This window comes from Mesorhizobium sp. M0139 (genome assembly GCF_040322455.1).
Taxonomy (GTDB): domain Bacteria; phylum Pseudomonadota; class Alphaproteobacteria; order Rhizobiales; family Rhizobiaceae; genus Mesorhizobium.
Map to the genome: position 1 here is coordinate 161,011 of NZ_JAMYTN010000007.1, position 26,229 is coordinate 187,239.

Annotated in this window: 26 protein-coding genes; 10 read left to right on the forward strand and 16 right to left on the reverse strand. The window is 64.3% G+C overall.

Annotated elements, in window-relative coordinates; translation table 11 throughout:
- Positions 1-48 precede the first annotated feature (48 nt).
- Both NKJ58_RS14125 and NKJ58_RS14130 read right to left on the reverse strand, forming a co-directional pair.
- Entirely contained in the window at positions 49-324 is a 276-nt protein-coding gene (locus NKJ58_RS14125) for a hypothetical protein (RefSeq protein ID WP_023727585.1), read from the reverse strand.
- Complete coding sequence (locus tag NKJ58_RS14130) at positions 311-922, reverse strand: LOG family protein (protein WP_023673582.1); 612 nt, start codon at positions 920-922, stop codon at positions 311-313. The genes NKJ58_RS14125 and NKJ58_RS14130 overlap by 14 nt, the downstream gene beginning before the upstream one ends.
- Before the next feature lie 125 nt (positions 923-1,047).
- Here NKJ58_RS14130 and NKJ58_RS14135 point away from each other — a divergent pair, with 125 nt between their 5' ends.
- The 4 genes from NKJ58_RS14135 to NKJ58_RS14150 all read left to right on the forward strand — a co-directional run bounded on the left by NKJ58_RS14135 (position 1,048) and on the right by NKJ58_RS14150 (position 5,834).
- Complete coding sequence (locus tag NKJ58_RS14135) at positions 1,048-2,754, forward strand: LysM peptidoglycan-binding domain-containing protein (protein ID WP_352560204.1); 1,707 nt, start codon at positions 1,048-1,050, stop codon at positions 2,752-2,754.
- A gap of 229 nt (positions 2,755-2,983) precedes the next feature.
- Positions 2,984-3,319: an ArsR/SmtB family transcription factor gene (locus NKJ58_RS14140; RefSeq protein ID WP_023685665.1), complete on the forward strand. Its 336-nt coding sequence runs from the start codon at positions 2,984-2,986 to the stop codon at positions 3,317-3,319.
- Between the two features lie 24 nt (positions 3,320-3,343).
- Positions 3,344-5,224, forward strand: a complete 1,881-nt coding sequence (locus tag NKJ58_RS14145) for an ABCB family ABC transporter ATP-binding protein/permease (RefSeq protein ID WP_023752514.1) — start codon at positions 3,344-3,346, stop codon at positions 5,222-5,224.
- A gap of 262 nt (positions 5,225-5,486) precedes the next feature.
- Positions 5,487-5,834: an antibiotic biosynthesis monooxygenase family protein gene (locus tag NKJ58_RS14150; protein WP_023752515.1), complete on the forward strand. Its 348-nt coding sequence runs from the start codon at positions 5,487-5,489 to the stop codon at positions 5,832-5,834.
- Here NKJ58_RS14150 and NKJ58_RS14155 read toward each other — a convergent pair.
- Positions 5,813-6,685 (reverse strand): SMP-30/gluconolactonase/LRE family protein, encoded by an 873-nt coding sequence (locus NKJ58_RS14155; RefSeq protein ID WP_031198057.1) that lies wholly within the window; start codon positions 6,683-6,685, stop codon positions 5,813-5,815. The two genes, NKJ58_RS14150 and NKJ58_RS14155, sit on opposite strands and share 22 nt — an antisense overlap.
- A gap of 97 nt (positions 6,686-6,782) precedes the next feature.
- Positions 6,783-7,460 carry a lysozyme inhibitor LprI family protein gene (locus NKJ58_RS14160; protein WP_352518928.1) on the reverse strand — a complete coding sequence of 226 codons (678 nt, stop codon included), beginning with the start codon at positions 7,458-7,460 and terminating at the stop codon, positions 6,783-6,785.
- Positions 7,461-7,641: 181 nt separating this feature from the next.
- Here NKJ58_RS14160 and NKJ58_RS14165 point away from each other — a divergent pair, with 181 nt between their 5' ends.
- Together NKJ58_RS14165 and pssA are read left to right on the forward strand one after the other, a co-directional pair.
- Complete coding sequence (locus NKJ58_RS14165) at positions 7,642-8,424, forward strand: phosphatidylserine decarboxylase (RefSeq protein ID WP_280790543.1); 783 nt, start codon at positions 7,642-7,644, stop codon at positions 8,422-8,424.
- Positions 8,425-8,427: 3 nt separating this feature from the next.
- Positions 8,428-9,243, forward strand: coding sequence for a CDP-diacylglycerol--serine O-phosphatidyltransferase (pssA, locus tag NKJ58_RS14170; protein WP_023672701.1), 816 nt, complete (start codon positions 8,428-8,430; stop codon positions 9,241-9,243).
- A gap of 160 nt (positions 9,244-9,403) precedes the next feature.
- Here pssA and NKJ58_RS14175 read toward each other — a convergent pair whose 3' ends face one another.
- The gene (locus NKJ58_RS14175; RefSeq protein WP_352518929.1) at positions 9,404-11,626 is read right to left on the reverse strand and encodes an AMP-binding protein; all 2,223 of its coding nucleotides are present in this window, start codon (positions 11,624-11,626) and stop codon (positions 9,404-9,406) included.
- 200 nt (positions 11,627-11,826) lie between these two features.
- Between NKJ58_RS14175 and NKJ58_RS14180 the strand changes: the two genes are divergently transcribed.
- Positions 11,827-12,315 carry an Xre family toxin-antitoxin system antitoxin gene (locus NKJ58_RS14180; RefSeq protein WP_023727360.1) on the forward strand — a complete coding sequence of 163 codons (489 nt, stop codon included), beginning with the start codon at positions 11,827-11,829 and terminating at the stop codon, positions 12,313-12,315.
- Positions 12,312-12,818, forward strand: coding sequence for an RES family NAD+ phosphorylase (locus NKJ58_RS14185; RefSeq protein WP_023689127.1), 507 nt, complete (start codon positions 12,312-12,314; stop codon positions 12,816-12,818). Before NKJ58_RS14180 ends, NKJ58_RS14185 begins: the two co-directional genes overlap by 4 nt.
- A gap of 3 nt (positions 12,819-12,821) precedes the next feature.
- On the opposite strand, the gene NKJ58_RS14190 is transcribed toward NKJ58_RS14185, so the two are convergent.
- Positions 12,822-13,232 carry a tautomerase family protein gene (locus tag NKJ58_RS14190; RefSeq protein ID WP_023672705.1) on the reverse strand — a complete coding sequence of 137 codons (411 nt, stop codon included), beginning with the start codon at positions 13,230-13,232 and terminating at the stop codon, positions 12,822-12,824.
- Positions 13,233-13,344: 112 nt separating this feature from the next.
- Between NKJ58_RS14190 and NKJ58_RS14195 the strand changes: the two genes are divergently transcribed.
- Positions 13,345-14,208 (forward strand): LysR substrate-binding domain-containing protein, encoded by an 864-nt coding sequence (locus NKJ58_RS14195; protein WP_023693978.1) that lies wholly within the window; start codon positions 13,345-13,347, stop codon positions 14,206-14,208.
- 134 nt (positions 14,209-14,342) lie between these two features.
- On the opposite strand, the gene NKJ58_RS14200 is transcribed toward NKJ58_RS14195, so the two are convergent.
- The 3 genes from NKJ58_RS14200 to NKJ58_RS14210 form a co-directional block, all read right to left on the reverse strand.
- The gene (locus NKJ58_RS14200) at positions 14,343-15,251 is read right to left on the reverse strand and encodes a DMT family transporter (protein WP_352853328.1); all 909 of its coding nucleotides are present in this window, start codon (positions 15,249-15,251) and stop codon (positions 14,343-14,345) included.
- 52 nt (positions 15,252-15,303) lie between these two features.
- Positions 15,304-16,191 (reverse strand): DMT family transporter, encoded by an 888-nt coding sequence (locus tag NKJ58_RS14205; protein ID WP_352518931.1) that lies wholly within the window; start codon positions 16,189-16,191, stop codon positions 15,304-15,306.
- Positions 16,192-16,340: 149 nt separating this feature from the next.
- Positions 16,341-17,846 carry a S10 family peptidase gene (locus NKJ58_RS14210; RefSeq protein WP_352499547.1) on the reverse strand — a complete coding sequence of 502 codons (1,506 nt, stop codon included), beginning with the start codon at positions 17,844-17,846 and terminating at the stop codon, positions 16,341-16,343.
- 289 nt (positions 17,847-18,135) lie between these two features.
- On the opposite strand from NKJ58_RS14210, the gene NKJ58_RS14215 reads away from it, so the two are divergent.
- Complete coding sequence (locus NKJ58_RS14215; protein WP_352652413.1) at positions 18,136-18,642, forward strand: OsmC family protein; 507 nt, start codon at positions 18,136-18,138, stop codon at positions 18,640-18,642.
- A 152-nt stretch (positions 18,643-18,794) separates the two neighbouring features.
- Here NKJ58_RS14215 and NKJ58_RS14220 read toward each other — a convergent pair whose 3' ends face one another.
- From NKJ58_RS14220 to NKJ58_RS14250, 7 genes are all read right to left on the reverse strand, one after another.
- The gene (locus NKJ58_RS14220; RefSeq protein WP_023689120.1) at positions 18,795-19,016 is read right to left on the reverse strand and encodes a hypothetical protein; all 222 of its coding nucleotides are present in this window, start codon (positions 19,014-19,016) and stop codon (positions 18,795-18,797) included.
- 136 nt (positions 19,017-19,152) lie between these two features.
- Positions 19,153-19,782: a hypothetical protein gene (locus NKJ58_RS14225; protein WP_352518933.1), complete on the reverse strand. Its 630-nt coding sequence runs from the start codon at positions 19,780-19,782 to the stop codon at positions 19,153-19,155.
- Between the two features lie 77 nt (positions 19,783-19,859).
- Entirely contained in the window at positions 19,860-20,615 is a 756-nt protein-coding gene (locus NKJ58_RS14230) for an SDR family NAD(P)-dependent oxidoreductase (protein ID WP_023702953.1), read from the reverse strand.
- 30 nt (positions 20,616-20,645) lie between these two features.
- The gene (gene purF, locus NKJ58_RS14235) at positions 20,646-22,127 is read right to left on the reverse strand and encodes an amidophosphoribosyltransferase (RefSeq protein ID WP_023672714.1); all 1,482 of its coding nucleotides are present in this window, start codon (positions 22,125-22,127) and stop codon (positions 20,646-20,648) included.
- Positions 22,128-22,235: 108 nt separating this feature from the next.
- Positions 22,236-22,901, reverse strand: coding sequence for a CvpA family protein (locus NKJ58_RS14240; RefSeq protein ID WP_023672715.1), 666 nt, complete (start codon positions 22,899-22,901; stop codon positions 22,236-22,238).
- 48 nt (positions 22,902-22,949) lie between these two features.
- Positions 22,950-24,353 carry a DNA repair protein RadA gene (gene radA / locus NKJ58_RS14245; RefSeq protein WP_023672716.1) on the reverse strand — a complete coding sequence of 468 codons (1,404 nt, stop codon included), beginning with the start codon at positions 24,351-24,353 and terminating at the stop codon, positions 22,950-22,952.
- 230 nt (positions 24,354-24,583) lie between these two features.
- Positions 24,584-26,077 carry a replicative DNA helicase gene (locus NKJ58_RS14250; RefSeq protein ID WP_023672717.1) on the reverse strand — a complete coding sequence of 498 codons (1,494 nt, stop codon included), beginning with the start codon at positions 26,075-26,077 and terminating at the stop codon, positions 24,584-24,586.
- Positions 26,078-26,229 lie beyond the last annotated feature (152 nt).

The window sequence follows — 26,229 nt, forward strand, 5'->3', positions numbered from 1 at the left end:
CAAATGGAAATCGTCGCCAACGTGCTTACATTGCGCACAAGACGGAGCTCAAGAAAAGCTGGACAGATCGAAGTCAGCTGCCCCAACGCTACAGATCCTTGCCAAGCAGATGCAGTCGATCAGTGGCTTCGCATTGGACTTCTGCTTCTGGGCCAGGCTGGCCTTGTTGCTGTCGCCGATCCAGGTGTTGCCCAGTGTTTCGTAGCCGGCAGCCTTGAGCGCCAGCACGACGCGGCGCAGTTGGTGCGCCAGGCCGACGACACCAACCGGGCTCAATTCCTGGCCGCCTGCGCCAAGGCCGGCTTCGTCCTCACATCTTGTCAATTACAGACTGCACGCCTTCCGTCGGCGCATCGACCGACGACCCCGCCACCATGATGGCGGCGACGATGGCCTCGGGGTCTTCGACCACCAGCGGCTTGACCCGTTGCGCGGTGTGGATGAAGCCTTCGCTGGCCATATGGTCGAGCAGCGCCAGCATCGGATCCCAGAATCCTTGAACGTTGGCGAAGACGATCGGCTTGCGGTGATGGCCGAGCTGGCCCCAGGTCATGATCTCGACGATTTCCTCGACCGTGCCGATGCCGCCGGGCAGCGCCACAAAGGCGTCGGATTTCTCGAACATCTTGTGCTTGCGCTCGTGCATGTTGTCGGTGATCAGCAACTCGTCGAGCCGGTCAAGCGCGGTTTCGGTCGCCTCCTTGTTGATGAGGAAGCGCGGAATGATGCCCGTTACCTTGCCGCCGGCCTTGAGCGCGCCTTCGGCGACTGCGCCCATAATGCCTTTGGTGCCGCCGCCATAGACCAGCCGCAGGCCGGCTTTGGCGAGCGAGCGGCCAAGCAGGTGCCCGGCCTTGGCATAGATTTCATCGCGGCCCGGAGACGAGCCGCAATAGACGCAGACGGATCGAATCGTGTTCATTCGTGATTGGTGATTGGGTCTGAATGCGGGGTCAAGCCCCAAGGGCTGACAAGCCCGGGCTTTTTCTTGTCGGTGCCGGCAAAACACGCTAGACCGGCTTCAGGTGGCTAAGGGGTAGGGGAAATATGGCTGTTAATCCATTGAAGGCGTTTCTGTTCGCGGCCGGTGGGACCGTCGCGGTCGTCGGAACCGCCTATGTATCGGGCGCACTCGACCCGTATCTGAATCCCACGCCGCCTGCGGCGATTGCATCGCTGACGCCGCCGGCTGAAAAGCCGGCCGATCCGGGGACCGAGGGAAGGCTGCCGCCGGCGCCCGCCGCGCCCACCGATGCCAAGGCTCCCGCAGCACCCGCGCCTGCCGACGCAACGGCTCCCGCGACCGAAGCTGCGGCTCCGGCGGCACCTGCCGCGCCCGCTGCTGCCCCAACAACCCCAGCGCCGGCCGCGGCCGGCCCGGTTGCGCCGAGCTTCGACGTCGTGCGCGTCGAAAGCAACGGCTCGATCGTCGTTGCCGGCAATGCTGCGCCCAATTCGAAGATCGAGATCCTCAACGGCTCCTCGGTGCTTGGCTCGACTGTCGCCGGTCCGGACGGCGCCTTCGTCATCGTTCTCGACGATCCGCTGAAGCCCGGCGACTATACGATTGCGTTGCGCGCGACGGCCGACGATGTGGTTACCCCTTCCGTGCAGACCGCCGTCGTTTCGGTTCCCAAGGACGCCGCCGGCCAGGTGCTGGCGATGGTCGAGGAACCCGGCAAGCCGGCCGAGCTGCTTAGCGTCCCGGCGCCTGAGACCAAGCCCGCGGCACCGGCCGCCGGCGATCAGGCCGCTGCCCCAGCCGCTGAGGCGCCTGCTACGGCTGCGCCTGCCGTGGTCGCGGCAGCGCCTGCCGCTCCCGCTGAAACAGCACCTGCTGCTCCGGCTGTGGAAGCCGCAACTGCCCCTGCAGCGCCAGCAGTACCTGCAGCGCCGCCGGCGGCAGGCGTGGCTGCACCCAAGATCGTCGTCGAAGCGGTCGAGATCGACGGCAACAAGATCTTCGTCGCCGGTCTGGCTGACGCCGGCCGCAAGGTGCGCGCCTATGCCAACGATATCCTGCTTGGTGATGCGGTGACCTCGCCCGACGGTCATTTCCTGGTCGAGGCGACGCGCGACATCCCGGTCGGCAGCTACACCATCCATGTCGACGGTCTCGACGCCGACGGCGTGAAGGTCGTGGCCCGCGCCGCCGTGCCGTTCGAGCGCGAACCCGGCGAAGCGATCGCCGCCGTGGCGCCCGCGGAGGCCAAGCCCACCGAGACCAAGCCCGCCGAAGCAAAGCCTGCTGAGCCGGCCGCACCGGCTGCTGCCGAAGCACCGGCCGCTCCGAAGCCTGCGGCGCCAGCCACTATCGCGGCTGCCCCTGCGAAGCCCGCACCAGCTGCTGCCGCATCCGCACCAGCCGCACCGGCGGCTGAAGCGCCGGCTCCGGCTGACCCGGCGGTTGCCGGGGCACCTGCGGCACCGGCAGCGCCTGCCGCTGAGGTTCCAGCCGTCGTCGCGGCGGCAACGCCCGATGTGCCAGAGACGGTGGCGCCAAAGCTTGAACATGCCGACGGCGCGGTGATCATCCGCAGGCACGACACGCTGTGGCGGATCTCACGGCGCGTCTACGGTCACGGCGTGCGCTTCTCGACCATCTATCTCGCCAACCAGGACCAGATCAGCGATCCCGACCGCATCTGGCCGGGGCAGGTGTTCAAGGTTCCGGAAAAGTCCAAGGAAGGCGAAGCCGCCGACCTCAAGGCGATGGGCGAGCAGGTGACAACGGCGCCGGTGAAGACGCAGTAGCGGCCGAGCGCTTGATCTCCCCCCTTGAGGGGGAGATGGCCGGCAGGCCAGAGGGGGTCGCCGCGCATAGAACGCCGACCTTCTCTTTGCTGCAAACGACGTTGCGTCAGGACGTACCGACCCCCTCTGTCGCCTTCGGCGACATCTCCCCTCGAGGGGGGAGATTAGGTCGCTCTACCCATCGGGATAGCTTGCCACGCACCCGTTCATCGTCTATCGCCGATGAACGATGGCAGACTCGCTCGCTGAACCAGACCACGCAAACTGCGCACCGCCCCAAAGCCGCGCCGTTGCCGCGAGCTTCGCCGCACTCTCGCACCCGGCGCGCATCGAGATCCTTAGACATCTGTCGGCCAGCCGCTCCTGCTGCTGCCGTGAGGTTGTCGACCATCTCGACCTCGCGCAGTCGACGGTCTCCCAGCATCTGAAAATCCTGGTCGAAGCAGGCTTGGTCCGCTTCGAGCCCGACCGCCAGCGCTCGCGCTATCAACTCGACCGCGCCGCGCTCGCCGACGTTTCCGCATCGCTGACCGCACTCGTCAATTCCTGCTGCTCCGGCCGCTGATTTCTCACCCAAAAGGCAAGACAAGTGGCAGAAAAAACCGTTTCCGATAGCTCGACCTTCAGCACCTTGCGCAATCTGTGGCCCTATATGTGGCCGGCCGACCGCGCCGATCTCAGGGCACGCGTCACTTGGGCAACGCTGCTTCTGGTCGTTGCCAAGTTGACACTGGTTGCCGGGCCGTACTTCTTCAAATGGGCGACCGATTCTCTGGCCGGTGACGCCAAATCGCCGCCGCCGCTGCCATCCTTCCTGCTGGCGCCGGTGATGCTGGTCGTCGCCTACAATGTCGTGCGGCTGGTGCAACTCGGCTTCAACCAGCTGCGCGATGCGCTGTTTGCCCGCGTTGGCCAATATGCGGTGCGCCAGCTCGCGTTCCGCACCTTCGTTCACATGCACCAGCTGTCGCTGCGCTTTCACCTCGAGCGCCGCACCGGCGGCCTGTCGCGCATCATCGAGCGCGGCACCAAGGGCATCGAGACGATCGTGCGCTTCATCATGCTGAACACGGCGCCGACCATCCTCGAATTCGCGCTGACCACCGGTATCTTCGCCTACACTTATGGCTGGAAATATGTGGTCGTGGTGGCGGCCACGGTGTGGCTCTACGTCTGGTTCACGGTGCGCGCCAGCGACTGGCGCATCTCGATCCGCCGCGACATGAACGATAGCGACACCGACGCCAACACCAAGGCGATCGACTCGCTGCTCAACTACGAGACGGTCAAATACTTCAACAACGAGGGTATGGAGGCTGAGCGCTTCGACCGTTCGATGGCGCGCTATGAAATGGCGGCGACCAGAATATGGACCTCGCTCGGTTGGCTGAATTTCGGCCAGGGCATCATCTTCGGTCTCGGCACCGTCATCGTCATGTGCATGTCGGCGCTGGAGGTGCAGGCCGGCACGCAGACGGTCGGCGATTTCGTCTTCATCAACGCCATGCTGATGCAGCTTGCGGTGCCGCTCAATTTCATCGGCTTCATCTACCGCGAAATCCGCCAGGGGCTGACCGACATCGAGCAAATGTTCGACCTGCTCGATGTGCCGCAGGAAATCACCGACAAGCCCGATGCCAAGCCACTGGCCGTTACAGCCGGCAAGGTCGAGTTCCGCGACGTGCACTTCGCCTACGACCCCAGCCGCAAGATTCTGAAGGGCGTCTCCTTCGAGGTTCCGGCCGGCAAGACGGTGGCCATTGTCGGTCCGTCCGGCGCCGGCAAGTCGACGATTTCGCGGCTCTTGTTCCGCTTCTACGACGTCCAGGGCGGTCAGGTGCTGATCGACGGCCAGGATGTCCGTGATGTGACGCAGGCGAGCCTGCGCGGCGCCATCGGCATGGTGCCGCAGGACACCGTGCTGTTCAACGACACCATCGCCTACAACATCCGTTACGGCCGCATCGGCGCCAGCGAGGAAGACATGCAGAAAGCCGCCGAGCTTGCCCAGATCGGCCCGTTCATCGAACGACTGCCCGAAGGCTACCGCTCGATGGTTGGTGAGCGCGGGCTAAAACTGTCGGGCGGCGAAAAGCAGCGCGTCGCGATCGCCCGCACCATCCTGAAGGCGCCGCCGATCCTGATGCTCGACGAGGCGACCTCGGCGCTGGACAGCCACACCGAACAGGAGATCCAGGCTGCCCTCGACCTGGTCAGCAAGGGCCGCACCACCATCGTCATTGCCCATCGCCTATCGACGGTGATCACGGCCGACGAGATCATCGTACTCAAGGACGGCGAGATCGCCGAACGCGGCACCCATGCCGAGCTGATGCGCCAACACGGCCTCTACGCCTCGATGTGGGACCGCCAGCGCGAAGCGACGGAAGCCGAGGAGAGGCTGCGCATTGCCAGGGAGAGCGATGAGCTGGGTGTGGTTGTGCGCAGAAGGACCTCGGAGGTGAGCTAGCGTCGACGCCTTCCCCTTCTCCCCTTGTGGGAGAAGGTGTCGCCGAAGGCGACGGATGAGGGGTGTTCCAGGGAACGCCAACGCCTCACTCCGCTGGAACACCCCTCAACCGTCTCGGCGCTGTCGCGCCGATCCACCTTCTCCCACAAGGGGAGAAGGAAGAACGCTCGCGATTTTCCCTCTTGACCTCAACCTTGGTTGAGACCGCAAACCCGTTCCTGAGCCACAGAACCCAAGTCGTTCAGGAACGGAGACAATTGAAATGGATCAACTCAATCAACAGCTTACCAGTGAAGCCGTGTTCAGGGTCGACAAATTTGTCGTTCCTGCCGAGGCCCGCGAAGAAATCCTCAGCAAAGTTCGAGCGACTCATGAATTGCTGCGTCTGCAGCAGGGCTTCGTCCAGGATTTCGTGCTCGAGCAATTTTCGGGACCGGGCGAATTCAACCTCGTCACCATTGTCGAATGGGAAAACCAGGCGGCCGTCGACAATGTCGTGCCGATCGTCAAGGCGGCCCACGAGCGGGCGGGCTTCAACCCGCAGGAGACCATTGCCCGGCTGGGCGTGAAGGCCGATATCGCCAACTATCAGCGTCTGCCTGAACTATAGCCGGGCCAGCCCGTGCCAGGTGCTGGCGCCTCGACGCTCAGCACCTGGCCGGTGCGGGCATCGCTGATCATGTTCTCGAAACCACGCCATTCGGCGGCGACGATGAACAGTGTCGTGCCATCCGGCCCGCCCAGCATGCAGGCAAAGCAGCCGCGATCGGCATCGACTGTCTGCAACACCTCGCCACCTTCGCGCACCCGCACGCAGCGCTTGTTGGGAACATCCGCGTACCAGGCAGCCCCTTCGGCATCGAGGCAGATGCCGTCGGGAAAGCCATCGAGATCGGCCCAGACCCGGCGGTTGGAAAGCCCGCCATCCTCCGCGATATCGAAGGCGGTCAGCCGGTTGGCATGCGACTCCGCCACGATCAGTGTCCTGTTGTCCGGCGTCACCGCCATGCCGTTGGCGAAAGCGATGTTCTCGGCCACTTGTCGAACCGAGCCGTCCGGCGTGATCAGCACGATGGTGCCGGGCCCGAAATGCTCGCCCGGTGCAGGCGCCGACCCGCCGCCATTGACATAGATGTTGCCGCGCCCGTCGACGACGATCTCGTTCCACGGGCTCTTTGACAGTTCTCTCAAATCGGCATGGGTGGCGAGCGTTCCGTCCGCCTCCTGCCGCAGCAGCAGCCCTTCACGCCCCGAGATGACCAGCAGCCGCCCGTCCGGCAGCCAGTCGATGGAATAGGGCAGGGTGGCTGGTATCTTGAGCAGGATCTCGCTGTCGCCGTCTGCATCGACGGCGACGATCTCGCCGGTGCCCCAATTGCAGAGCCACAGCCGTCCGTCATGCCAGCGCGGCGACTCCCCGAACGCGAGGCCGGCGGCAACGAGACGCGTTTGGTTCAGCATTTTGGGGTAACTCCTTGTTGGGTGCGCAATCATGGCAAGGAACCATGATCGCCGTCTCACCAAGGACTGGTGAGGGGTGGTTTTGCCGACAGCAGGTTTACTGTTTTTCGCTCAGGAAGAACGTGCCATCGGCATGGCCGTTGGCACCGCATGACAGGGGCTCCGATCTGCCATCCTTGCCGGCGCCGCTCTGCTCGACGACAAGCGCATCGCCGTCGCGTCGGAAGGTAAAGACAAAACCGGTTGGGTTGTCGTTGTCGTCGGTGTCCTCAAGTCGAAGCGTATTGCGCTCCTCGACCGTGCCGTCGATCTCGCATGACCCACTTCCCGAGACTGGATTGGAAACGACATCTTCCGAGATTTCGACCTTGCCTCCGCCAACAGCCTTGATGTCGACGCTGCCGCGCACGCTGCTCCATGTGCCGATCAAACCTGCATCGGGGGGCTTGCGTATGCCGGACAGGAAGGTTGCGCGGTCGCGCAGGAATTCGCCGAGATCGAAAGTCTGTTGGTTCTTGGGCGAACTTTCGTTGAAACCGGCGATCTGATCGCGATAGGCGATGAAATCGCTTTGGTCGTCCCGCAGCGCCTTCCCGGCATGAGCATCGAGCCTCTTCAGCAGCGCGGTATAATTCTTCGCGACGTCGGCATCGGCTTGCGCCAGGACCGGATCGGCGCAAATGGCCTTTTCCGCCAAGCTGGCGGCCTTGGCGCAGTCGAAGGATGGCTTGCCTTGCGCAACTGCGTGGTCGCTCGCTGCCACAAGTACGGTCAAAACGGCACCCACGGCTGACGATCGTATGGCAACAAGATACGTTTTGCCTGAATTTGGCGCCATGGCAGTCGGCCTTTTCGCCGCGCGTTCAGCCGGCGTTGGCCCGAATTCTGGCGGCAAAGCAGCCGACAGGCAAGCACGTCACCGTTCCTGCCGGCTGCGGACGATGCGGCCTTGCCCAATGTTGCGTTGCGGCAGCGGAGCCTTTCCGGTATTGAGGCCGGACCTGAAACAGGGACCGCCCCCATCCCATGAGCCCCATCCGATGAGCCTTGTCGATTCGATCAAGAATGCCTTCGTTCCGATCCATCGCGAGGGCTATCCGTTCATTGCCGCCTTTGGTGCGGGCACGCTGTTCCTCGGCTATTTCTCCTCGGTGCTGTTCTGGATCGGCCTGATCCTGACCGCCTGGTGCGTCTATTTCTTCCGTGACCCCGAGCGTGTCACCCCGGTCGATGACAGGCTGGTGGTCAGTCCCGCCGACGGCGTCATCTCGGCGGTCGGCCCGGCCGTGCCGCCGCGCGAGCTTGGCCTCGGCAACACCGAGATGACCCGCATCTCGGTGTTCATGAACGTCTTTTCCTGCCATGTGAACCGCGCTCCGGTGCGCGGCCGCATCACCAAAATCGAGCACCGGCCGGGCAAGTTCCTGAATGCCGAACTCGACAAGGCAAGCTCGGAGAACGAGCGCAACGGGCTGGTCATAGACAGTCCCAACGGCATCGTTGTCGCCGTGCAGATTGCCGGCCTAGTGGCGCGCCGCATCGTCTGCTGGGCCGAGACCGGCGGCTCCATTGCCGTCGGCGAACGCTTTGGCCTGATCCGCTTCGGCTCGCGCGTCGATGTCTTCCTGCCGTCGACCGCGGTGCCGCGCGTCGCCGTCGGCCAGACGGCGGTCGGCGGCGAAACCGTGCTCGCCGAATTCGGCGGCGTCGCCGCAACCCCGCTCGTCAGGATTTCGTAAGCGGTGGGCGCGCCGTTCAAAAAGTTCGAGGCCCATGGCAGCGGCGGCCCGCGCATCCGCGAAATTCCGATGCGCATGGTGCTGCCCAATCTGGTCACCGTGCTTGCCATCTGCGCCGGCCTGTCCGGCATCCGCTTCGGCTTCGAGGGCCGTTTCGAGCCGGCCGTGGTGATGGTGCTGCTCGCCGCCTTCCTGGACGGCATAGACGGGCGCCTGGCGCGCATGTTGAAGGCGACATCCAAATTCGGCGCGCAGATGGATTCGCTGGCCGACATCGTCAATTTCGGCGTCGCGCCGGCACTGGTGCTCTACGCCTTCCTGCTCGACCGCGCCGGCTCCTTCGGCTGGATCGCAGCTCTTCTGTTCACCATCGCCTGTGGCCTGCGGCTGGCGCGCTTCAACGTGCTCGACGAAGACCATGACCGGCCGATCTGGCAGAGCGAATACTTCGTCGGCGTGCCGGCACCGGCCGGCGCCGTGCTGGTTATGCTGCCGCTCTATCTGTCCTTCCTGCGGCTCGGTCTCGAGCCGGACCGCCTGACGGCATTCGTCGCCACCGGCTTCACTGTGCTGGTCGCTTTCCTGCTGGTCAGCCGGCTGCCGGTCTATTCCGGCAAAAGCCTGAAAGTGCCGGGCGACAAGGTGCTGCCGATCATCCTGGCGGTCGTTCTCTACGTCCTGCTGTTGATGACCTATCCCTGGTACACGCTGACCGCCTCTGTCGCAGGCTATCTCATCTTCCTGCCTTTCAGCGTGCGGGCGTATTCGAAGCGCGCCAAGCGCGAGGGCGAAAAAGTGCCGCCGTCGGATATTGGGTAGTTGTTATCTCCCCCCTTGAGGGGGAGATGTCGCCGAAGGCGACAGAGGGGGTCGGTACGCCCCGGACGCGACCTCGTTTGAGCGAAGAGGACGTCGGCGCTTCACGCGAGGCGACCCCCTCTGGCCTGCCGGCCATCTCCCCCTCAAGGAGGGAGATACGCTAAGCCGCCAGGCCCAGCCCCAGCTTCTCGATCGCCAGGTTCCGCGTCGAGACATAATCCGTCTTGCCGGAACCCAGCACCGGGATCTCCCCGACCTTGACGATGTCGTTGGGCACCATCAGTTCGGCCGCACCTGCCTTCTTGCCGAAGGCGCGCAGTTCTTCCGGATCGGCGTCGTCGGCGGTGGTGACCAGCACGATGCGCTCGCCGCGCCTCTTGTCCGGCACCGCCACCGCGGCGTGGCGCTCTTCCGGCCACAGCGACTGCACCAGCATCTCGACGGCGCCCAACGACACCATCTCGCCAGCGATCTTGGCGAAGCGTTTTGCCCGGCCGCGAATGGTGATGAAGCCTTCGCGGTCGACCGAGACGATGTCGCCGGTGTCGTGCCAGCCGTCCAGCGGCTGCAATTCGCCGGGCCGGTCAGCGGTCATGTAGCCCATCATCAAATTCGGCCCGTCGAGCCACAGGCGGCCGGCACCCTCGATACCCTCGACCGGTTCGAGCTTCATGCGCATCGCCGGCAACAGCCGTCCGACCGTGCCGTCGCGACCATGGATGGCGGTGTTGACGGCGACGACGGGAGCGGCCTCCGTCAGCCCGAACCCCTCGATGATCGAGGCATCGAAGCGCTCGCGATAAACGCGCCGCGTCTCCGGCTTCACCGCTTCCGCGCCGGCGACGACGAAGCGCAGGCTGGAGAAATCGCCATCCTTGGCGGTGCGGGCATAGTTGGCAAGGAAAGTGTCGGTGCCGAACATGATGGTCGGCTTCACCTTGCGGGCGATCTCCGGGATGATCTTGTAGTGCAGCGGTGACGGGTAGAGGAACAGTTTCACCCCGGTCACCAGCGGCAGGATGGTACCGCCGGTCAGGCCGAAAGAGTGAAAAACCGGCAGCACGTTGAGCAGGATGTCGGACGGCGAAATGGTAATGCGCGCCTCGGCCTGCATGGCGTTGGCGTGGAGATTGCGGTGCGACAGCACCACGGCCTTGGGCGTGCCTTCCGAGCCTGAGGTGAACAGGATTGCGGCGGGCTTGGCCGCATCCTGCCGCTGCAGCGGGAACCGCCACAGCACCGCTGCTGCGAGCTTTTCCAGCGTCGTGACGCTTGCGCGCACATCCTCCAGCCACAGCATTTTGGCGCCGCCGGCCTCGATGGCGGCGATGATGTCGGCAAGCGCCGCCTTCTCGACGAACGCGCGCGAGGAAACCACCGTTCGGATGACTGCCGCGCGCACCGCGGCGGTTACGCTGGCCGGCCCTGCCGTGTAGTTGATCATCGCCGCTACCCGGCCGGCCGAGAGCAGGCCGACGAAGGACAGCACCACGCCATTGGCGTTGGGCAGCAAAACCCCGACCGCTTCGCCGGGCGCCGCCACCGCCTCGAAACGGCGGCCGAGCACGCGTGCGCCGATGAACATTTTTCGATAGCTGAGCGAGCCGCTGATCACATCCTCGATGATCGGATGCGAGGCGCCGGTGCGATCCGCGGCATCGCGCATGGCCAGGAACAGGCCGCGATCGAGGTTGCTGCCATAAAGGCGCGCCTCGGCGATGCGGTCGAACAACGCATTGGTGTTGGAAGCCTGGTCGGGGTTGCGCGCCACCAGTTCGGCAATCGTCATTGGCTCCAGCACGCTGATCGAGAGTTTTGGGAACCAGTGGCGCGGCGCCCGGTTCTTTGGCGTCAAGGAAACCGGCAGGTCGCGCGAGCCGGTGACGAAGATCGGCACGATGCGGGCGTCGGCCTGCATGGCGATGCGGGTGACGGCGCGGAACAGGCGAAACGTCTTCACATCGGGCTCGACGTCATCGGGCAGATAGACGGCAAGCCGGCCTTTACCCTTCAGCACCCTGACCAGCCGCCGGCTGACGAAGAGATGCTCGGCGTTGAAGGCGATGGTGCGGCCAAGCTCGCGCCAAGGCTCCATCCAGGGCGAGCGCGCCGAGGCCTCGTCGAGAATGTGCAGCGTGTCGTCGGGCAGCAGCGACAGCATCAGCGCCGGCTCGAAGCGTGACTGGTGCGAGACCACATAGATCACCGGCGTCGGCGCGTTGCGGGCAATGCGGATGCGCCGGTCATCGATCCGGTAGGCGAGCTTGAACGGCACATAGAGTAGCGCCTGGGTAAAGCGCAGGTCGAGACGAAACGTCTCGATAGCGCCAATCAGCAGCCAGGCCAGCACGAGGCCTGCAAGCAGCGCCAGTGTCAGGATCATGCCGCGTCTCTCCCAACGGTCCGGTATGCGGCTCTTCGTCCGCTTCGAGAGCAGAGGGTAGCGCAATGGGGAGCAAGGTCAATGCGCGGGTGCGAGGGAGCGGTGTTCCACCTGACCTCACCAGGCAATGACCCAAACGCAGGCCTTGAAATGTTGCGACACGTGTCGTAAATAAAAGCGACACGTGACGGAGAGGTAATATGGCCAGTTCCCCGCTGGGTTTTGCCGAGGCACCACATATGGAGCCGGAGTTCGAACGAATGGTCGACCTGTTTGGTGGACGGAAGGTTCTTGGATTCTCGGTAGCCAGTCCTCTTGAGGCACATGAAATGATCCTGCATGGAATTCCGGGCCAGGCGCTCGAAAGCCTCGTCCGGCATCTGATGGTCATTGATCCCGCCGATGCGTTTGAGACCGCATTCGGCATGAGCGAGCGGACATTTCAGCGGCACAAATCGGATCACTCCAAGACCCTCAGTCGGGAGCAAGGTTCCAGAACCTGGAACTTCGCCAAGCTCCTGACAAAGGCCACGTCCGTGCTCGGGACTCAGGAAGACGCGGAAAAATGGATGATCGAGTCTGCCATGGGTTTGGACAATCGCCGGCCGATTGATCTGCTGGCCACGGCGGCGGGCACTGCGCTTGTGCAGGAGTTTCTTGAGCGGCTCGACTATGGTGTCTACGCGTGACGCCTTTGCCGGGCTCCCTCGGAACAGGGCAGTTGTTGGGCTGGAGGCTTGATCACAGACGCTTCAAGGCGAGCTGGGACAGTGGCGAAGGAGCCTTCAAGCTTGGGGGAAGGTGGAACAGCAAAGGGATCAGAGCCGTATATGCGTCCATCGACCCATCGACCGCCATCTTGGAGGTGGCGGTCCACAAGGGGTTTCGCACGCTGGATACTGTCCCTCACGTGCTGACGGCATTCGACATCGTCGATCCATCAGAGATTTATGTGGTCCAAACCGACGATATTCCGAACGCGAACTGGCTGCGTCCCGGCATCCCGGGCGCGGGACAGCAGCAGTTCGGCGATGGTCTGCTGGCAAAGCATCCGTTCTTTCTGATCCCCAGCGCGGTATCCCAGCACAGCTGGAACCTGGTGTTCGATCCCAACCGGGCGGCAGGCCTTTATAGCTTGCATCTCCGGGAGGATTTCGCGCTTGATACAAGGCTTCATCCTCCCGCTGGGTAGCAATCAGGCCGTGGCCTTCAGCCGCCCACTGATGAACCGGAACTCCTGCGACTTGCCGCCATAACCGTAAGCAGCGGCCGGGACTTCATGCACGAAGGCATAGCTTTCCTCGTGCACACCACCCAGCAACTTACCAAAGGCCTCAAAGATCGCCTTCAGATAAGCCTCCAGTTCCAGCTTGGTGTTGGTGCCGTCGACCACCTTGATGTCGAGCCAGAAGGTGTTGGCGCCATGCTCCGCCAGCGATTTGCCGCCGGCGAACCAATGCTGCGGGTCGACATAGGTGACGGCGACGGCGGTAATCGTCGGGTCCTTGCGCAGATGGGTTGCCGTCAGCTCGGTGATTTCCTTGGCGATTGTGGCGGACAGCTTGGCGTCGGGCTTGCCGGTGACGCTGATGTTGATGATGGGCATTTTTCTCTCCTTCGTTTGAGCGGCGTCTGTTTGCCGTTGGAGAGACAATGCCATCATCTTTGAATCAAAAAAATCGAATTGTTTCGAACAAAAGGTTCTGTATTATCGAAGCATGCAAGCTCTCGATCCCGATCTGCTCAAAACCTTCCTTGCCTTTGTCGATGGCGGCTCGCTGGCTCAGGCTGCGTCTGCTGTCGGCCGCTCGCCCTCGGCGGTGACCGCGCAAATGCAGCGTCTGGAGGAGATCGTCGGCGAACCGCTGCTGGTGGCGCAGGGGCGCGGGCGCGGGCTGACGCCGGCCGGCGAGGATCTTGTCGGTCATGCCCGCCGCATTCTTGCCGTGCACAGCGAGGCCTGGCTGGCGCTCAAGGGCGCGCGTGCCGCTGGTCGCGTCGCCATCGGCACGACACAGGATTTCGCCGATAGCGGCCTGCCGGAGCTGCTGCGCGCCTTCGCGACCAGCCATCCGCGCGTCAGGGTCGAACTCCGCGTCGGCCGTTCGGCCGAGCTTGGCGAGGCGCTGCAGGCCGGGCAGCTCGATCTGGCCGTTGTCATGCGCAAGACGCCGGCCAATGACGAAGTCGGGCTGTTCAGTGAGCCGATGCTGTGGCTGTGCTCGCAAAAAGGGCTTGCCGTGCGGGAAGAGGAATTGCCGCTGGCGCTGCTCGACCCCTATTGCGGCTTTCGCGAAGCAGCACTCGCGGCCCTCGATGCTGCCGGCCGCCGCTACCGCATTGCCGCCGGCAGCGCCAGCCTTGCCGGCTTGCGCACGGCGGTCAATGCCGGCATCGCGCTGACCTTGCGCACCGCCCGCTTTGCCCATTCAGGCATTGCCGAAGCACCGCGCGAATTCGCCCTGCCGCCGGTGCCGACAGCGCAATTCGCGATAAAACTCGGCCAGGGCGCCGAGCGGCCGGCGCGCGATCTTGCCATCCTGCTCAGCGACAACCTCGCCTTGCCCGGCTTTGCCGGCTGATGTCCAAAGAAAAAGCCGACCTTTACGGTCGGCTTTGAGGAGGACGGGTCGAGGGGTTTGGGGGGACTTGGGGGGTGACCCGTCGCACATAAAACTGCCTGATCCGCATGATGGTTCCATGACTTGGAAAATAATTATTGGGTTGCCGCACTTTTTCTCGCGGCCAGCCAGTCGCGCCCCGCATGGGCGAAAACCGCGCACAGTACTATGGCGCCGCCGATCAGGCTGGCGGCCGGCGCGATCTCGCCGAGGAACAGGAAGGCGAACAGGATCGCAAACGGCACTTCGGCGGCACCGAGAAGGCCGGACTCAGGCGCAGGGATCAGCCGCGAGCCTTCCGTCCACAGGATCGACGCCGCCGCAAACGATCCTCCGAAGGCGACGAGCAGCACGGCGTCGCGAGCAGAAATCGCCAGGGGGTCGGTGACGAACCAGCCGGGCACGAACAGCAGAAGCGCCGAGACTGCGCCCGCCCACACCACCGGCGTGTCGCGGAAGGCGCGCACCATGATCATGTAGAGCGCGCTGCCGGCGGTCATCAGCAGCGCGAGCCCATCGCCAAACAGATGACCGCTGCCGAAGCCGGAGCCGACTATCATCGCCACGCCGCACAGCGAAACGGCGGCGGCGGCAAGCGTCTGCGCCCGGAACGGCTCGCGCACCAGCACGAAGGCGAGCAGCGCGGTGATGAAGGGCGCGGTGGCGTAGATGACCGCGACATTGGCGACATAGGTGAATTTGAACGCCGAGATGAAGGCGATGCTGGCCGCGGCGCCCTCGAGGGCCAGCAACCAGCCGCGCCAGCCAAGCCGCAAGCTTTCCCGCCCGCCGGAGCGGCGCCGGCGCCACAGCACATAGAAGGTGATCAGGATCGCGCCGACAAAGCCGCGCCAGCAGGTGATGGTCAGCGGGTCGGCGTGGATCGATTTGGTCAGCACGCCGGTGAGGGCGAAGAAAGCCGCCGAGGCCGCCACCAGCATGATGCCGAGCGTACGCTCGGCAGCGGTATCTGTGGTGCCTGGGCCGTCGAGCGCTTCCGTCATCTCAGCAGCCTATCCGTCTTCTCCTGCCACCATGCTGTCAGCACGGGGGTACTCATAGCCGCTTGCGGAAATGCTCGTTGCCGATGATCAGCAGGCCGGCGCCGACGATCAACGCCGCCCCCAGAAACACCTCGCGACGCGGCACGTCGCCCCAGATCGCAAAGCCGAGCCCGAAGGCCCAGACCAATGAGGTGTATTCGAACGGCGCCACGATCGACACCGGCGCCCGCTTCATGCCTTCGAACAGCATAAATTGCGCCACGCCGCCGAGCGCACCGACGCTGATCAAAAGCAGCAACTGGCGCCAGTCCGGCATCTGCCAGACCAACAGCGCCGGCACCGCGGAAAACACCAGGAAGTAGAAATTGTTGAGCACAAGCTGGATCAGCGTACGCTCGGCCAGTGCCGTCTTGCGCAACAGCACCACGGCAATGCCCCACAGCACTGCCGCCGCCAGTACCAAGAGCATCGGCACGGAAAAGCCGAGACGAGCGGGATCACAGGCGGTGAAGACGCCGACGAAGCCGATGAACACCGCCAGCCAGCGCAACAGCGGCACCTTTTCGCCAAGCATCACCACCGACAGCACGGTGACGATGATCGGGGCGGCGTAATAGATGGTGGTGAGTTCGGCCAGCTGCAGGGAGCGGGCGGCGTTGTAGTAGCAGAGCCAGGCGCCGAGCGTGAAGGCGCTGCGCACCAGCATCGGCCGCACGATGGGCGAGCGCATTGTGTCGGCAAAGATGCGCGGTCCGCCGATTGCAGCACAGCCGATAAGCACAGCGATCGAGCGGAAGAACATGATCTGCCAGACGCTGATGCCGACGACCAGAAGCTTGATCGCGGCGTCCTGGGTCGAAAACAGGAAATAGGCGCAGCCGGTGAACAGGATGCCGGCAAGCACCCTTTCGCGGGTTTCCAGAATGGCAATATCGGCCATGCGGCGTGTCCGGCGCTGTCAAGAGGACGAAGAAGAAGCCTGCCCCAATCAGGCTCCCATTGCAGGCTATACGGGCGAAAGCCTGCGGGGCGCTACGCCAGTGGCAAGCTTGCGTTGGCGCAGCCTGGCCGACAGCGTGGGCACGCCGTTCACTGTGTTGCCTGGTAGAGCTCCGAAGCGGCCTCCTTCAGGGCGCGCCGGCCGCCCGGCCTGAGATACATCATGTGGCCGCCTTCGACGACGTCGAGACGGATGGGTTTTGCCCCGCCCAGCGTCGGGATTTGGCTCACCAGATAGCGTGAGGCCAGATAGGGAGTGACCAGATCGGTGTCGCCGTTGACGATCACCACGCCGAGCCCCGGGTTGAGCGAGCGCGCCCGCTGCAGATCGTCCATCACCCCGGCATAGCCTTGCCGCGAGCCGCCATAGTCCCAGGCGTGGGTCACATCGCCATTGAGCAACCTGTAGCTGACATCGGTGCGAAAATTCAGCTCGTCGCGCGCATAACCGACAAAGGCCGAGGTCAGCGCCGGCACGCTGCGGTCAAGCACCGGATCCGGGCCGGCGCTGCGGGCGCTCTCCGGGGCGATGTCGCTGGTGGCGATGGTGCCGTCATACGGGCTGAGCACTTTGCCACTGGCGCGCTGGAATTCGCGCGCGAACAGGCCGGTCGGGATGCGGGCGGAATTGCGCTGCACGAGGTCGAGCGGCAGGCCGGTGATCTCGGCCACGCGCTGGCTGGCCAGCCGCCCGCCCTGTTCCAGCCCGCCGGTCAGAGCCGTGAGGTAGTCGCCCAGCGCATACTTTTCGACCTCGGCGACCTTTTCGCGCAGTGCTTCGCCGCTGAGGCCTTCGCTGCGCAGGCGCACCGCCGCCATCGAGGGCAGTTCCAGCGCCCAATGCAGCGGCTGGAATTCGTCGGGCAGCACCAGCGTGAACTCCAGTGCAGGCGAGATCAGCACGATGCCGTTGGGGCTCAGGCCGACATCTTCCTGCAGGGTCCTGGCGAGAAGTGCCGCGCGGAACCCGCCATAGCTTTCGCCGGCAAGGAAGAGCGGCGATCCGGTGCGGCCGTTCTGGGCGAGATAGAGCCGGATGAAAGCGCCGATCGAACTGGCGTCCTGGCTGACGCCCCAAAAATCTTTTGTGTCCTGGCCGGGGGCCTCGCGGCTGTAGCCGGTGCCGACCGGATCGACGAAGACGAGGTCGGTCATGTCGAGCCAGCTGTCGGGATTGTCGATCAGCTTTTGCGGCGGCGGCAGGAATTGGCCATCGGCGCCGGTCGCGACGACACGCGGGCCGAGTGCGCCGAGATGCAGATAGGCGGATGCCGCGCCCGGGCCGCCATTGAAGACGAAGGTGATGGGGCGAGCCTTCTCCGCGCCCGCCAGTGGCGGCAGCGTATAGGCGACATAGAAGATTTCCGCGGTGACCTCGCCCTTGCCGGACAGCAGTGACAGCGTGCCGGCCTTAGCCTGATAGTCCAGCTTGCGCCCGGCAATGGTGATTGAATGGCTGGTCGTCTGCGGTGCCGGCAGCAGCGACAGCACGCCGCCTGCCGGTGCGGGGCGCTCGGGCGTTTCGGCGAGGACTGGCTGCGCGAAGGCTGCAAGCACCAACAGGGTAAGCGAGATCAGTTTCAGCGTGAACGGCATGATGTCTCCGCGGGAATGACTCTGCTTAGGTATGGCCGGGGCGGTCGAAGTCAAAGTAACTCTTCGTGAGGTAGCATTCCTTCAGCCCCCTCTGTCCTGCCGGACATCTCCCCCCACAGGGGTGGAGATTGGATGTCGCGACCGCCTTCGCTAATCGCCGGCGTAGAAAGCGCCATCGGCGAAGCTGCAGATCTCCCCCCTGTGGGGAGGTGGCCGGGCCAGAGGGGGGCGCTGTCTCGCTGGCATATCAGTGCTATCAAAGCGCGACGGACTCGAAAAGGAATGCAACATGGACGCCACCGCACTCAAGGCCATGCAGGCACCGATCAAGGAGGCTTATCGCGACGATTCCTCGCGAGCGCTGATCACGCTTCGCGCCAAAGGCTCCATCGACGACCAGTCGATTGCCTGCAAGGTCGAGACGGGCAGGGCGCTGGCGGTGGCCGGCCGGCATCCGGCGACCGGCGGTTCCGGGCTCGAATTGTGTTCGGGCGACATGCTGCTCGAGGCGCTGGTGGCGTGCGCCGGGGTGACGCTGAAGGCGGTGGCCACCGCACTAGAGTTCAAACTCGGCGCAGCCACCGTCGAGGCCGAAGGCGATCTCGACTTTCGCGGCACGCTGGGCGTGGCCAAGGACGCCCCCGTGGGCTTTCGCGCCATCCGGTTGAATTTCAACCTCGACACGGATGAGCCGCAGGATCGCATCGACGCGCTGATCAAGCTGACGGAACGCTATTGCGTGGTCTTCCAGACCATCAACAGCAAGCCGGAGCTGACGGTGAAGGCGCGCGCCTGATCTCCCCCCTTGAGGGGGAGATGTCGCCGAAGGAGACAGAGGGGGTCGGCCGACTGGACGCGACGCCCTTTGTGCGGAAGGAGGTTGGCACTCTACGCGAGGCGACCCCCTCTGGCCTGCCGGCCATCTCCCCCTCGAGGGGGGAGATTGCGCTACTGCGCCGCCGGCTCTTCCGCATCACCCTCATCGGTGAAAGGCGAGGCGCTCGGCACGCAGTTGACCGCCCAGCCGGCCGGCGTCGGCTGCTTCTGATATTCGGTAATCGCGTTTGTGCACTGTTCGCGGGTGTCGAAGGTGCTGGGCAGCACCACCATGCCGCCTTGCGGGCCGGCGATCACCAGGTACCAGACCAGTGCTACGCTGGGAGCAGCCATGGGGAATTCCTCGCTTTGCTGGGTGTCGGAGTCGGGTCGACCCTAGCAACTCCCGGCTGATGGCGAAAGCAGGGCGATGGGGGAGGGACCTGCCGGACCATCACAGACCCGTGAACGAACCGCTCCCAGACGTCTCTCAGTTCGTCGCAAAGCAGTAGAACAGGCCGTCGGCGCCGGTGCCTTTCAGCGCCTCCTGGCTGCAGCCGCCGCGCGAGGCATGCGAGGAGTTCCAGGATTTCGCCGCGGCCGACTCATCAAGGCCGGTGCGGTCGTGATGGCCCATCATCGCCGCGCCCTCCGCGCCGCTCAAGGTCCAGTCGCCGCAGGTCTGGTCGGCGAGCTTGGTGCCGTCAGGCTTCGAGCCGGTCAATATGTCGTGCCGGTTCGGCTTGTCGCCGCGGCCATTGACCACTTGGCCCTTCTCGGTCAGCGCCGTCTGCTTGTTGATGGCGTTGGCGTCGCTGTGCAGCGAGGCGACGTCATCGGCAATCTTCTCGCCCTTGGCGTTGACCCAGGGACCCTTGCCGATACGGTCGCGCGCATCGACATTGGCGCTCGAGAGATAGGCGTGCCATTCCTTGCCGGTAACCCCAGCCGCTTCCGCCAGCGAGGCGCAATGCGCGTCGGCACCCTTGAGACCGCCGAGATCGGCGCCTTTGCCGGAACCGACGCTGGTGACGAAGAAACTCATCTTTGCGTCTTGCGCCAGCGCCACGCCGGCTGTGGCGGCAATCGCGGCGGCGGCAACGAGAAGAAGTCTACGCATGTCGGTCCTCCGGTTTCGAATGTCCTACATTCGAAGAAACGTAACTGGGGGCCTGTTTAATCCCGCTACAACCCGGTTTATTCCGGCTGCCGGTAGGCGACGAAGCGGTTGTTCTTGACCTGGAAGATCAGCCCCGTCTCTTTCAGCTCGGGGCTCGCCAGCGGCACGATGCGTTTTGCAACCTCTGAGGGGTGCGGCAGCGTTTCCGGATCCTCGCCGGGCGCGGCCTGTGCACGCATGGCGGTGCGGGTGGCACCGGGGTCGACGGCATTGATGCGGAGCGCCAGGCTCTGCGTCTCATGCGCCCAGGAACGCGTCATGGCTTCCACCGCCGCCTTCGACGCCGCATAGGGCGCCCAGAAGGCGCGCGCCGAATGCGCGGCCCCGGACGACATGAGAATGGCGCGGCCAGCGTCGGACAGCCTGAGCAGCGGGTCGACCGAGCGGATCAGCCGCCAGGTCGAGGTGACATTGATGGTCATAACCTTCTCGAAGGTTTTGGCCTCGACATGGCCGATCGGCGAGATGACGCCGAGCACGCCGGCATTGGCCACCAGAATGTCGAGCTTGCCCCAGCGCTCGTGAATGGCCCCGCCCAGCCGGTCGATGCCGGCCATGTCTGAGAGGTCGAGTGGCACCAGCGTCGCTTCGCCCTTGCCGGTTTTCGCGCGTTCGGCCTTGATCTGGTCGTCGAGTTCTTCCAGCCCGCCGACGGTCCGGGCAACCGCAATGACATGCGCGCCGGCGGCGGCAAGTTCCTTGGCGATGAAGTAGCCGATGCCGCGCGAGGCGCCGGTAACGACCGCGACGCGGCCGGAGAGGTCGAGGGTCATGCGAGCGCTTTCAAGGATAGCAGTTGGGCTTTACGCCCCGTTGTTCGCCAGCAGCGACAGCGTGCGCACATTGTCGTGGCCTTCGAAGTCGAGCAGGCGGGTCGGGTACTGGCCGGTGAAACAGGCGTCGCAGAATTGCGGCTGCTCATTGTCGCGGCTGGCTTCGCCGACGGCGCGGTAGAGCCCGTCAATGGTGAGGAAGCCGAGCGAATCGACACGGATGAACTCGGCCATTTCCTCGATCGACATGCGCGATGCCAAAAGCTTCGACTTCTCCGGCGTGTCGACGCCGTAGAAGCACGACGCGCTGGTCGGCGGCGAGGCGATGCGCATATGCACTTCCTTGGCGCCGGCGTCGCGCACCATCTGCACGATTTTCTGGCTGGTGGTGCCGCGCACGATCGAATCGTCGACCAACACCACGCGCTTGCCCTCGATCATCCGGCGGTTGGCGTTGTGCTTGAGCTTGACGCCCATATGGCGGATCGAATCGCCGGGCTGGATGAAGGTTCGGCCGACATAGTGGTTGCGGATGATACCGAGTTCGAAGGGGATGCCTGCCGCCTGGGAGAAGCCGATTGCCGCCGGCGTGCCGGAATCCGGCACCGGCACGACGATATCGGCCTCGACCGGGCTTTCCTGCGCCAATTCGGCGCCGATACGCTTGCGCACTTCGTAGACATTGCGGCCTTCGACCGAGGAGTCCGGGCGGGCGAAATAGACATATTCGAAGATGCAGAAGCGGGTCTTCTGCGGCTCGAAAGGGAACAGGCTCTCGATGCCCTTCGAGGTCACCACGACCATTTCGCCGGGCTTCAGGTCGCGCACGAAGCGGGCGCCGATAATGTCGAGCGCGCAGGTTTCGGAGGCCAGGATCCAGGCGCCGTCGAGGTCGCCGAGCACCAGCGGGCGGATGCCGAGCGGATCGCGGCAGCCGATCATCTTCTTGGAGGTCATCGCGACCAGCGAGAAAGCGCCTTCGACCTGACGCACGGCGTCGATGAAGCGCGAATTCAAATCGCGTTCCTTACTGGTGGCAACGAGATGCAGCAGCGTCTCGGTGTCGGAGGTCGACGAGAAGATCGCGCCCTGCTTCTGCAGCGCGCGCTGCACGGTCATGGCGTTGGTGAGATTGCCGTTATGGGCGACGGCAAAGCCGCCATCGGCGAGTTCGGCGAAGAAGGGCTGGATGTTGCGCATGCCGGCGCCGCCGGTCGTGGCATAGCGCGTGTGGCCGATGGCACGGTTGCCTTGCAGGCTGTCGATGACGTGCTGCTTGGTGAAGGTGTCGCCGATCAGGCCGACATGGCGTTCGACATGGAACTGCGTGCCGTCATAGGAGACGATGCCGGCCGCTTCCTGGCCGCGATGCTGCAGCGCATGCAGGCCTAGCGTTACGATGGCCGCAGCGTCCTGCCGGCCGAAAATGCCGAACACCCCGCATTCGTCGTGGAAATGATCGTCTGCTTCGGCGGAAAGCACGTCGTCCGCGTCTGCCTTCGAAACTGCCATGGGGCTCAAGCTCCGCTAAAATGGCCATATAGTGCGATAGCACCGCGAAAGCAACGTAGTCAGGCCGGAACTGCCGGGATGGCGCCTGTCCGGCACCATCCGTCCGTATCAGTTTGCCGGCGCGGCCGGAGCCGGAGCAGCGGGCGCGGGTGCGTTATCGGCCGGAGCGTCGGTCTCGTCGTCGGGCGCCGGCGTATCGTCACCGGTTGCCGGAGCATCCGCCGCCGGTGCATCGGCCGCCGGAGGCGTCTCGGCTGCCGGCTGATTCGGATTGAGCTTCTTCAGGATGGCGTTTTCCGGATCTTCGGGCAGCAGGCTTTCCAGCTTGGCGCCGATGGTCTCGAGCAGCGGCTTCGACTTGGCGTTGGCGATCCAGGCAGGGGCCTTGGCGCCGGCCAGCCAGTTGAAGAACAGCAGCGCCACGGCGACGACGAGGACGCCGCGCGCGGCGCCATAGAGGAAGCCCAGCGTACGGTCGAGCGCGCCGATCCTGGAATCGATGATCCAGTCGGCAAGCTTCATGGTGATGACGGAAACGACGATCAGCGCGATGAGGAAGACGATGCCGGCGGATGCCGCCATGGCGATCTTGTCGCTTTCGACATAGGGCTGAACGTAAGGCAGCACCGGCTTGTAGAAGAAGAATGCCGCCGCGGCGGCAGCCGCCCAGGACACGACGGACAGGATTTCGCGTGACAGGCCGCGAACCATGGCGAGCATCGCCGAGACCAGGGTGAAGCCGACGAGAATTCCGTCCAGCAGCGTAATCGGCATGTCTTTCGCCCCACTCAGATTGTCTTTTCACGGCTCGGGCGAGCCGCGTCAATCTTCCACGTCGACACGGCTGCGCCGTGAGCCGGCTATGCGTGCGACGAGATCGGCAAGTTCGGTCGGCTGGAAAGCGCCGGCCCCGATCCCCCCGACAACCTCCTCGCTGCCCAAGGGCAGAACCGCACTTCCAAAACCCAGCTTTTCGGCCTCTTTAAGGCGCTGCTGCGCATGCGCAACCGGCCTCACTGCGCCCGACAGGCTGATTTCGCCGAAATAGACGCAATCGGCGGGAAGGGCAAGACCGGTGAGCGACGAAACCAGTGCAGCGGCAACCGCCAGATCGGCCGCCGGCTCGGAAATCCGGTAGCCGCCGGCGACGTTGAGGTAGACATCGTGGGTGCCGAAGCGCACGCCGCAATGGGCTTCGAGCACGGCAAGGATCATCGACAGCCGTGCGCCGTCCCAGCCGACGACGGCACGGCGCGGCGTGCCCAATGTGGACGGCGCCACCAGCGCCTGGATCTCGACCAGCACCGGACGTGTGCCTTCCATGCCGGCAAATACCGCGGCACCCGGCGATTTTGCGTGGCGTTCGCCGAGGAACAGCTCCGACGGATTGGCGACCTCGCGCAAGCCCTTGTCCGACATCTCGAAGACGCCGATCTCGTCGGTCGGCCCAAAGCGGTTCTTCACCGTGCGCAGGATGCGGTAGTGATGGCCGCCTTCGCCTTCGAAATAGAGAACGGCGTCGACCATGTGCTCGACGACGCGCGGACCGGCGATCTGGCCTTCCTTGGTGACATGGCCGACCAGCACGATGGCAGCACCGGTGGATTTGGCGTAGCGGATCATCGCTTGCGCCGAGGCGCGCACCTGGGTGACGGTGCCGGGCGCCGAGTCGGCCATGTCGGTCCACAGCGTCTGGATGGAATCGAGGATGACGAGGTCCGGCCTTCTGCCATCGGCTATTGTTGCCAGGATATCCTCGACATTGGTCTCGGCGGCAAGTTCGACCGGCGTGTCGGCGACGCCAAGCCGCTGCGCCCGCAGCCGGATCTGCGCGACAGCCTCTTCGCCCGAGACATAGACGATGCGGTGGCCTTTTGACGCCAATGCTGCTGCGGCCTGGGTAAGCAGCGTCGACTTGCCGATGCCGGGATCGCCGCCGACCAGCAGCGCCGAGCCGCGCACGAAACCGCCGCCGGTGGCGCGGTCGAGTTCGCCAATGCCGGAGATGATCCGCGGCGCATCCTCGATGTCACCGGACAGGCTGGTCAGCACCACGGCGCGGCCCTTGCGCGCATTTCGCGTGTTGGCCGGTCCCGAGCCGATGCCGCCGGACGTGCCTTCCTCGACGAGTGTGTTCCACTCGCCGCAGGCATCGCATTTACCGGCCCAGCGCTGATGCACCGACCCGCAATTCTGGCAGATGAACTGGACGCGCGATTTAGCCATGGAGTGATGCTGCCTGCAAATGACCGAAGGAGGGTGATCCTGCACACCCCTCTCTGTCCTGCCGGACATCTCCCCCGCAAGGGGGGAGATTGGCTATCGTCGCTGCTTTCGCCAATCGCCAACGTCGCAAGATGAGCGCCATCCGCAAAGCTGCTGATCTCCCCCCTTGCGGGGGAGATGGCCGGCAGGCCAGAGGGGGGTGTGACGGAGCGCTGCGGTAGGCCAAAAAGCTACTCGAACCTCTCCGCAATATGATGCTCTTCGGCGAGGTCGGAAAACCGTGTGAACTCGCCATGGAAGGCGAGGCTCACCGAACCTGTCGGGCCGTGGCGCTGCTTGGCGACGATGACTTCGGCCTTGCCGCGCATCTCGTTCATCTCGTGTTCCCACTTGATGTATTCGTCGGTGCCGGGCTTCGGTTCGCGGTTCTTCAGATAATATTCCTCGCGGTAGACGAACATCACCACGTCGGCGTCCTGCTCGATCGAGCCGGATTCGCGAAGATCGGACAGCTGGGGGCGTTTGTCTTCGCGGCTTTCGACCTGACGCGACAGCTGCGACAGCGCGATGATCGGAACGGAGAGTTCCTTGGCCAGCGCCTTGAGGCCGGTGGTGATCTCGGTGATTTCCTGCACCCGGTTCTGCGACGATTTCGCGCTCGACCCCTGCATCAGCTGGATATAGTCGATGACGATGAGGTCGAGGCCGCGCTGACGCTTCAGCCGCCGCGCCCGCGCCGACAGCTGCGCGATCGAGATACCGCCGGTCTGGTCGATGAACAGCGGGATCTTCTGCATGGTCTGCGAGCAGGCGACCAGCTTTTCGAAATCCATCTCTGAAATCTCGCCGCGGCGGATTTTTGACGACGAAATTTCCGTCTGTTCGGAAATGATGCGGGTGGCGAGCTGCTCGGACGACATTTCCAGTGAGAAGAAGCCGACGACGCCGCCATTGGCTGCCTTGAACGAGCCGTCGGCCTGTTGCGCCGGCTCATACATCTCGGCGATGTTGAAGGCGATGTTGGTGGCTAGCGATGTCTTGCCCATGCCCGGACGGCCGGCAATGATGATCAGATCCGACGCCTGCAGGCCACCCATGCGGCGGTCGAGATCGCGCATGCCGGTGGCGAGGCCCGACAAATGGCCGTCGCGCATATAGGCGGCGTTGGCCATGTCGACGGCGGTCTTGACCGCGTCGGTGAAGCTCTCGAAGCCGCCGTCGTAGCGGCCGGTTTCGGCCAGTTCGAACAGCCGCCGCTCGGCATCCTCGATCTGTTCGGACGGCGCCATGTCGACCGGCGCGTCATAGGCGATGTTGACCATGTCCTCGCCGACGGTGATCAGTGCCCGGCGCGTGGCCAGATCGTAGATGGCGCGGCCATAGTCTGTGGCGTTGACGACGGTGACGGCTTCGACCGCCAGACGAACCACATATTGCGCCACCGTCATGTCGCCGACCTTCTCGTCGGCCGGCAGGAAGGTTTTCAGCGTGATCGGCGTCGCCACCTTGCCCATGCGGATGAGCTCGGCCGCGACCTCGAAGATTTTCCGGTGCAGCGGCTCGTAGAAATGGCCGGCCTTGAGGAAGTCGGAGACGCGGTAGAAGGCATCGTTGTTGACGAGGATGGCGCCGAGCAGCGCCTGTTCGGCCTCGATGTTGTTCGGCGCTTCACGATAAAGCGGTTGCTGCTCCGCCACGCCGAATTTTCGCGCTGCCTCTGCCATGATGTCCCCGATTTTGATCCCGGCTTCTCGATATCAGAACGAGATAAATCGGTGCTGACCTTTCTGCATCACCGCACGACCAATCAACCTTGATGCCCCGTTTGTTCACAGGGGCGGCAAACCGTCCACAGAAGAGTGTTTCCGCGCCCCGA

Bases quoted from the DNA above. Each gene is read 5' to 3' on its own strand.
- NKJ58_RS14130 (WP_023673582.1), bottom strand. From the start codon at position 922: ATGAACACGATTCGATCCGTCTGCGTCTATTGCGGCTCGTCTCCGGGC.
- NKJ58_RS14135 (WP_352560204.1), top strand. From the start codon at position 1,048: ATGGCTGTTAATCCATTGAAGGCGTTTCTGTTCGCGGCCGGTGGGACC.
- NKJ58_RS14140 (WP_023685665.1), top strand. From the start codon at position 2,984: ATGGCAGACTCGCTCGCTGAACCAGACCACGCAAACTGCGCACCGCCC.
- NKJ58_RS14150 (WP_023752515.1), top strand. From the start codon at position 5,487: ATGGATCAACTCAATCAACAGCTTACCAGTGAAGCCGTGTTCAGGGTC.
- NKJ58_RS14155 (WP_031198057.1), bottom strand. From the start codon at position 6,685: ATGCTGAACCAAACGCGTCTCGTTGCCGCCGGCCTCGCGTTCGGGGAG.
- NKJ58_RS14165 (WP_280790543.1), top strand. From the start codon at position 7,642: ATGTTGCGTTGCGGCAGCGGAGCCTTTCCGGTATTGAGGCCGGACCTG.
- NKJ58_RS14175 (WP_352518929.1), bottom strand. From the start codon at position 11,626: ATGATCCTGACACTGGCGCTGCTTGCAGGCCTCGTGCTGGCCTGGCTG.
- NKJ58_RS14180 (WP_023727360.1), top strand. From the start codon at position 11,827: ATGGCCAGTTCCCCGCTGGGTTTTGCCGAGGCACCACATATGGAGCCG.
- NKJ58_RS14190 (WP_023672705.1), bottom strand. From the start codon at position 13,232: ATGCCCATCATCAACATCAGCGTCACCGGCAAGCCCGACGCCAAGCTG.
- NKJ58_RS14195 (WP_023693978.1), top strand. From the start codon at position 13,345: ATGCAAGCTCTCGATCCCGATCTGCTCAAAACCTTCCTTGCCTTTGTC.
- NKJ58_RS14200 (WP_352853328.1), bottom strand. From the start codon at position 15,251: ATGACGGAAGCGCTCGACGGCCCAGGCACCACAGATACCGCTGCCGAG.
- NKJ58_RS14205 (WP_352518931.1), bottom strand. From the start codon at position 16,191: ATGGCCGATATTGCCATTCTGGAAACCCGCGAAAGGGTGCTTGCCGGC.
- NKJ58_RS14210 (WP_352499547.1), bottom strand. From the start codon at position 17,846: ATGCCGTTCACGCTGAAACTGATCTCGCTTACCCTGTTGGTGCTTGCA.
- NKJ58_RS14215 (WP_352652413.1), top strand. From the start codon at position 18,136: ATGGACGCCACCGCACTCAAGGCCATGCAGGCACCGATCAAGGAGGCT.
- NKJ58_RS14220 (WP_023689120.1), bottom strand. From the start codon at position 19,016: ATGGCTGCTCCCAGCGTAGCACTGGTCTGGTACCTGGTGATCGCCGGC.
- NKJ58_RS14225 (WP_352518933.1), bottom strand. From the start codon at position 19,782: ATGCGTAGACTTCTTCTCGTTGCCGCCGCCGCGATTGCCGCCACAGCC.
- NKJ58_RS14230 (WP_023702953.1), bottom strand. From the start codon at position 20,615: ATGACCCTCGACCTCTCCGGCCGCGTCGCGGTCGTTACCGGCGCCTCG.
- purF (WP_023672714.1), bottom strand. From the start codon at position 22,127: ATGGCAGTTTCGAAGGCAGACGCGGACGACGTGCTTTCCGCCGAAGCA.
- NKJ58_RS14240 (WP_023672715.1), bottom strand. From the start codon at position 22,901: ATGCCGATTACGCTGCTGGACGGAATTCTCGTCGGCTTCACCCTGGTC.
- radA (WP_023672716.1), bottom strand. From the start codon at position 24,353: ATGGCTAAATCGCGCGTCCAGTTCATCTGCCAGAATTGCGGGTCGGTG.
- NKJ58_RS14250 (WP_023672717.1), bottom strand. From the start codon at position 26,077: ATGGCAGAGGCAGCGCGAAAATTCGGCGTGGCGGAGCAGCAACCGCTT.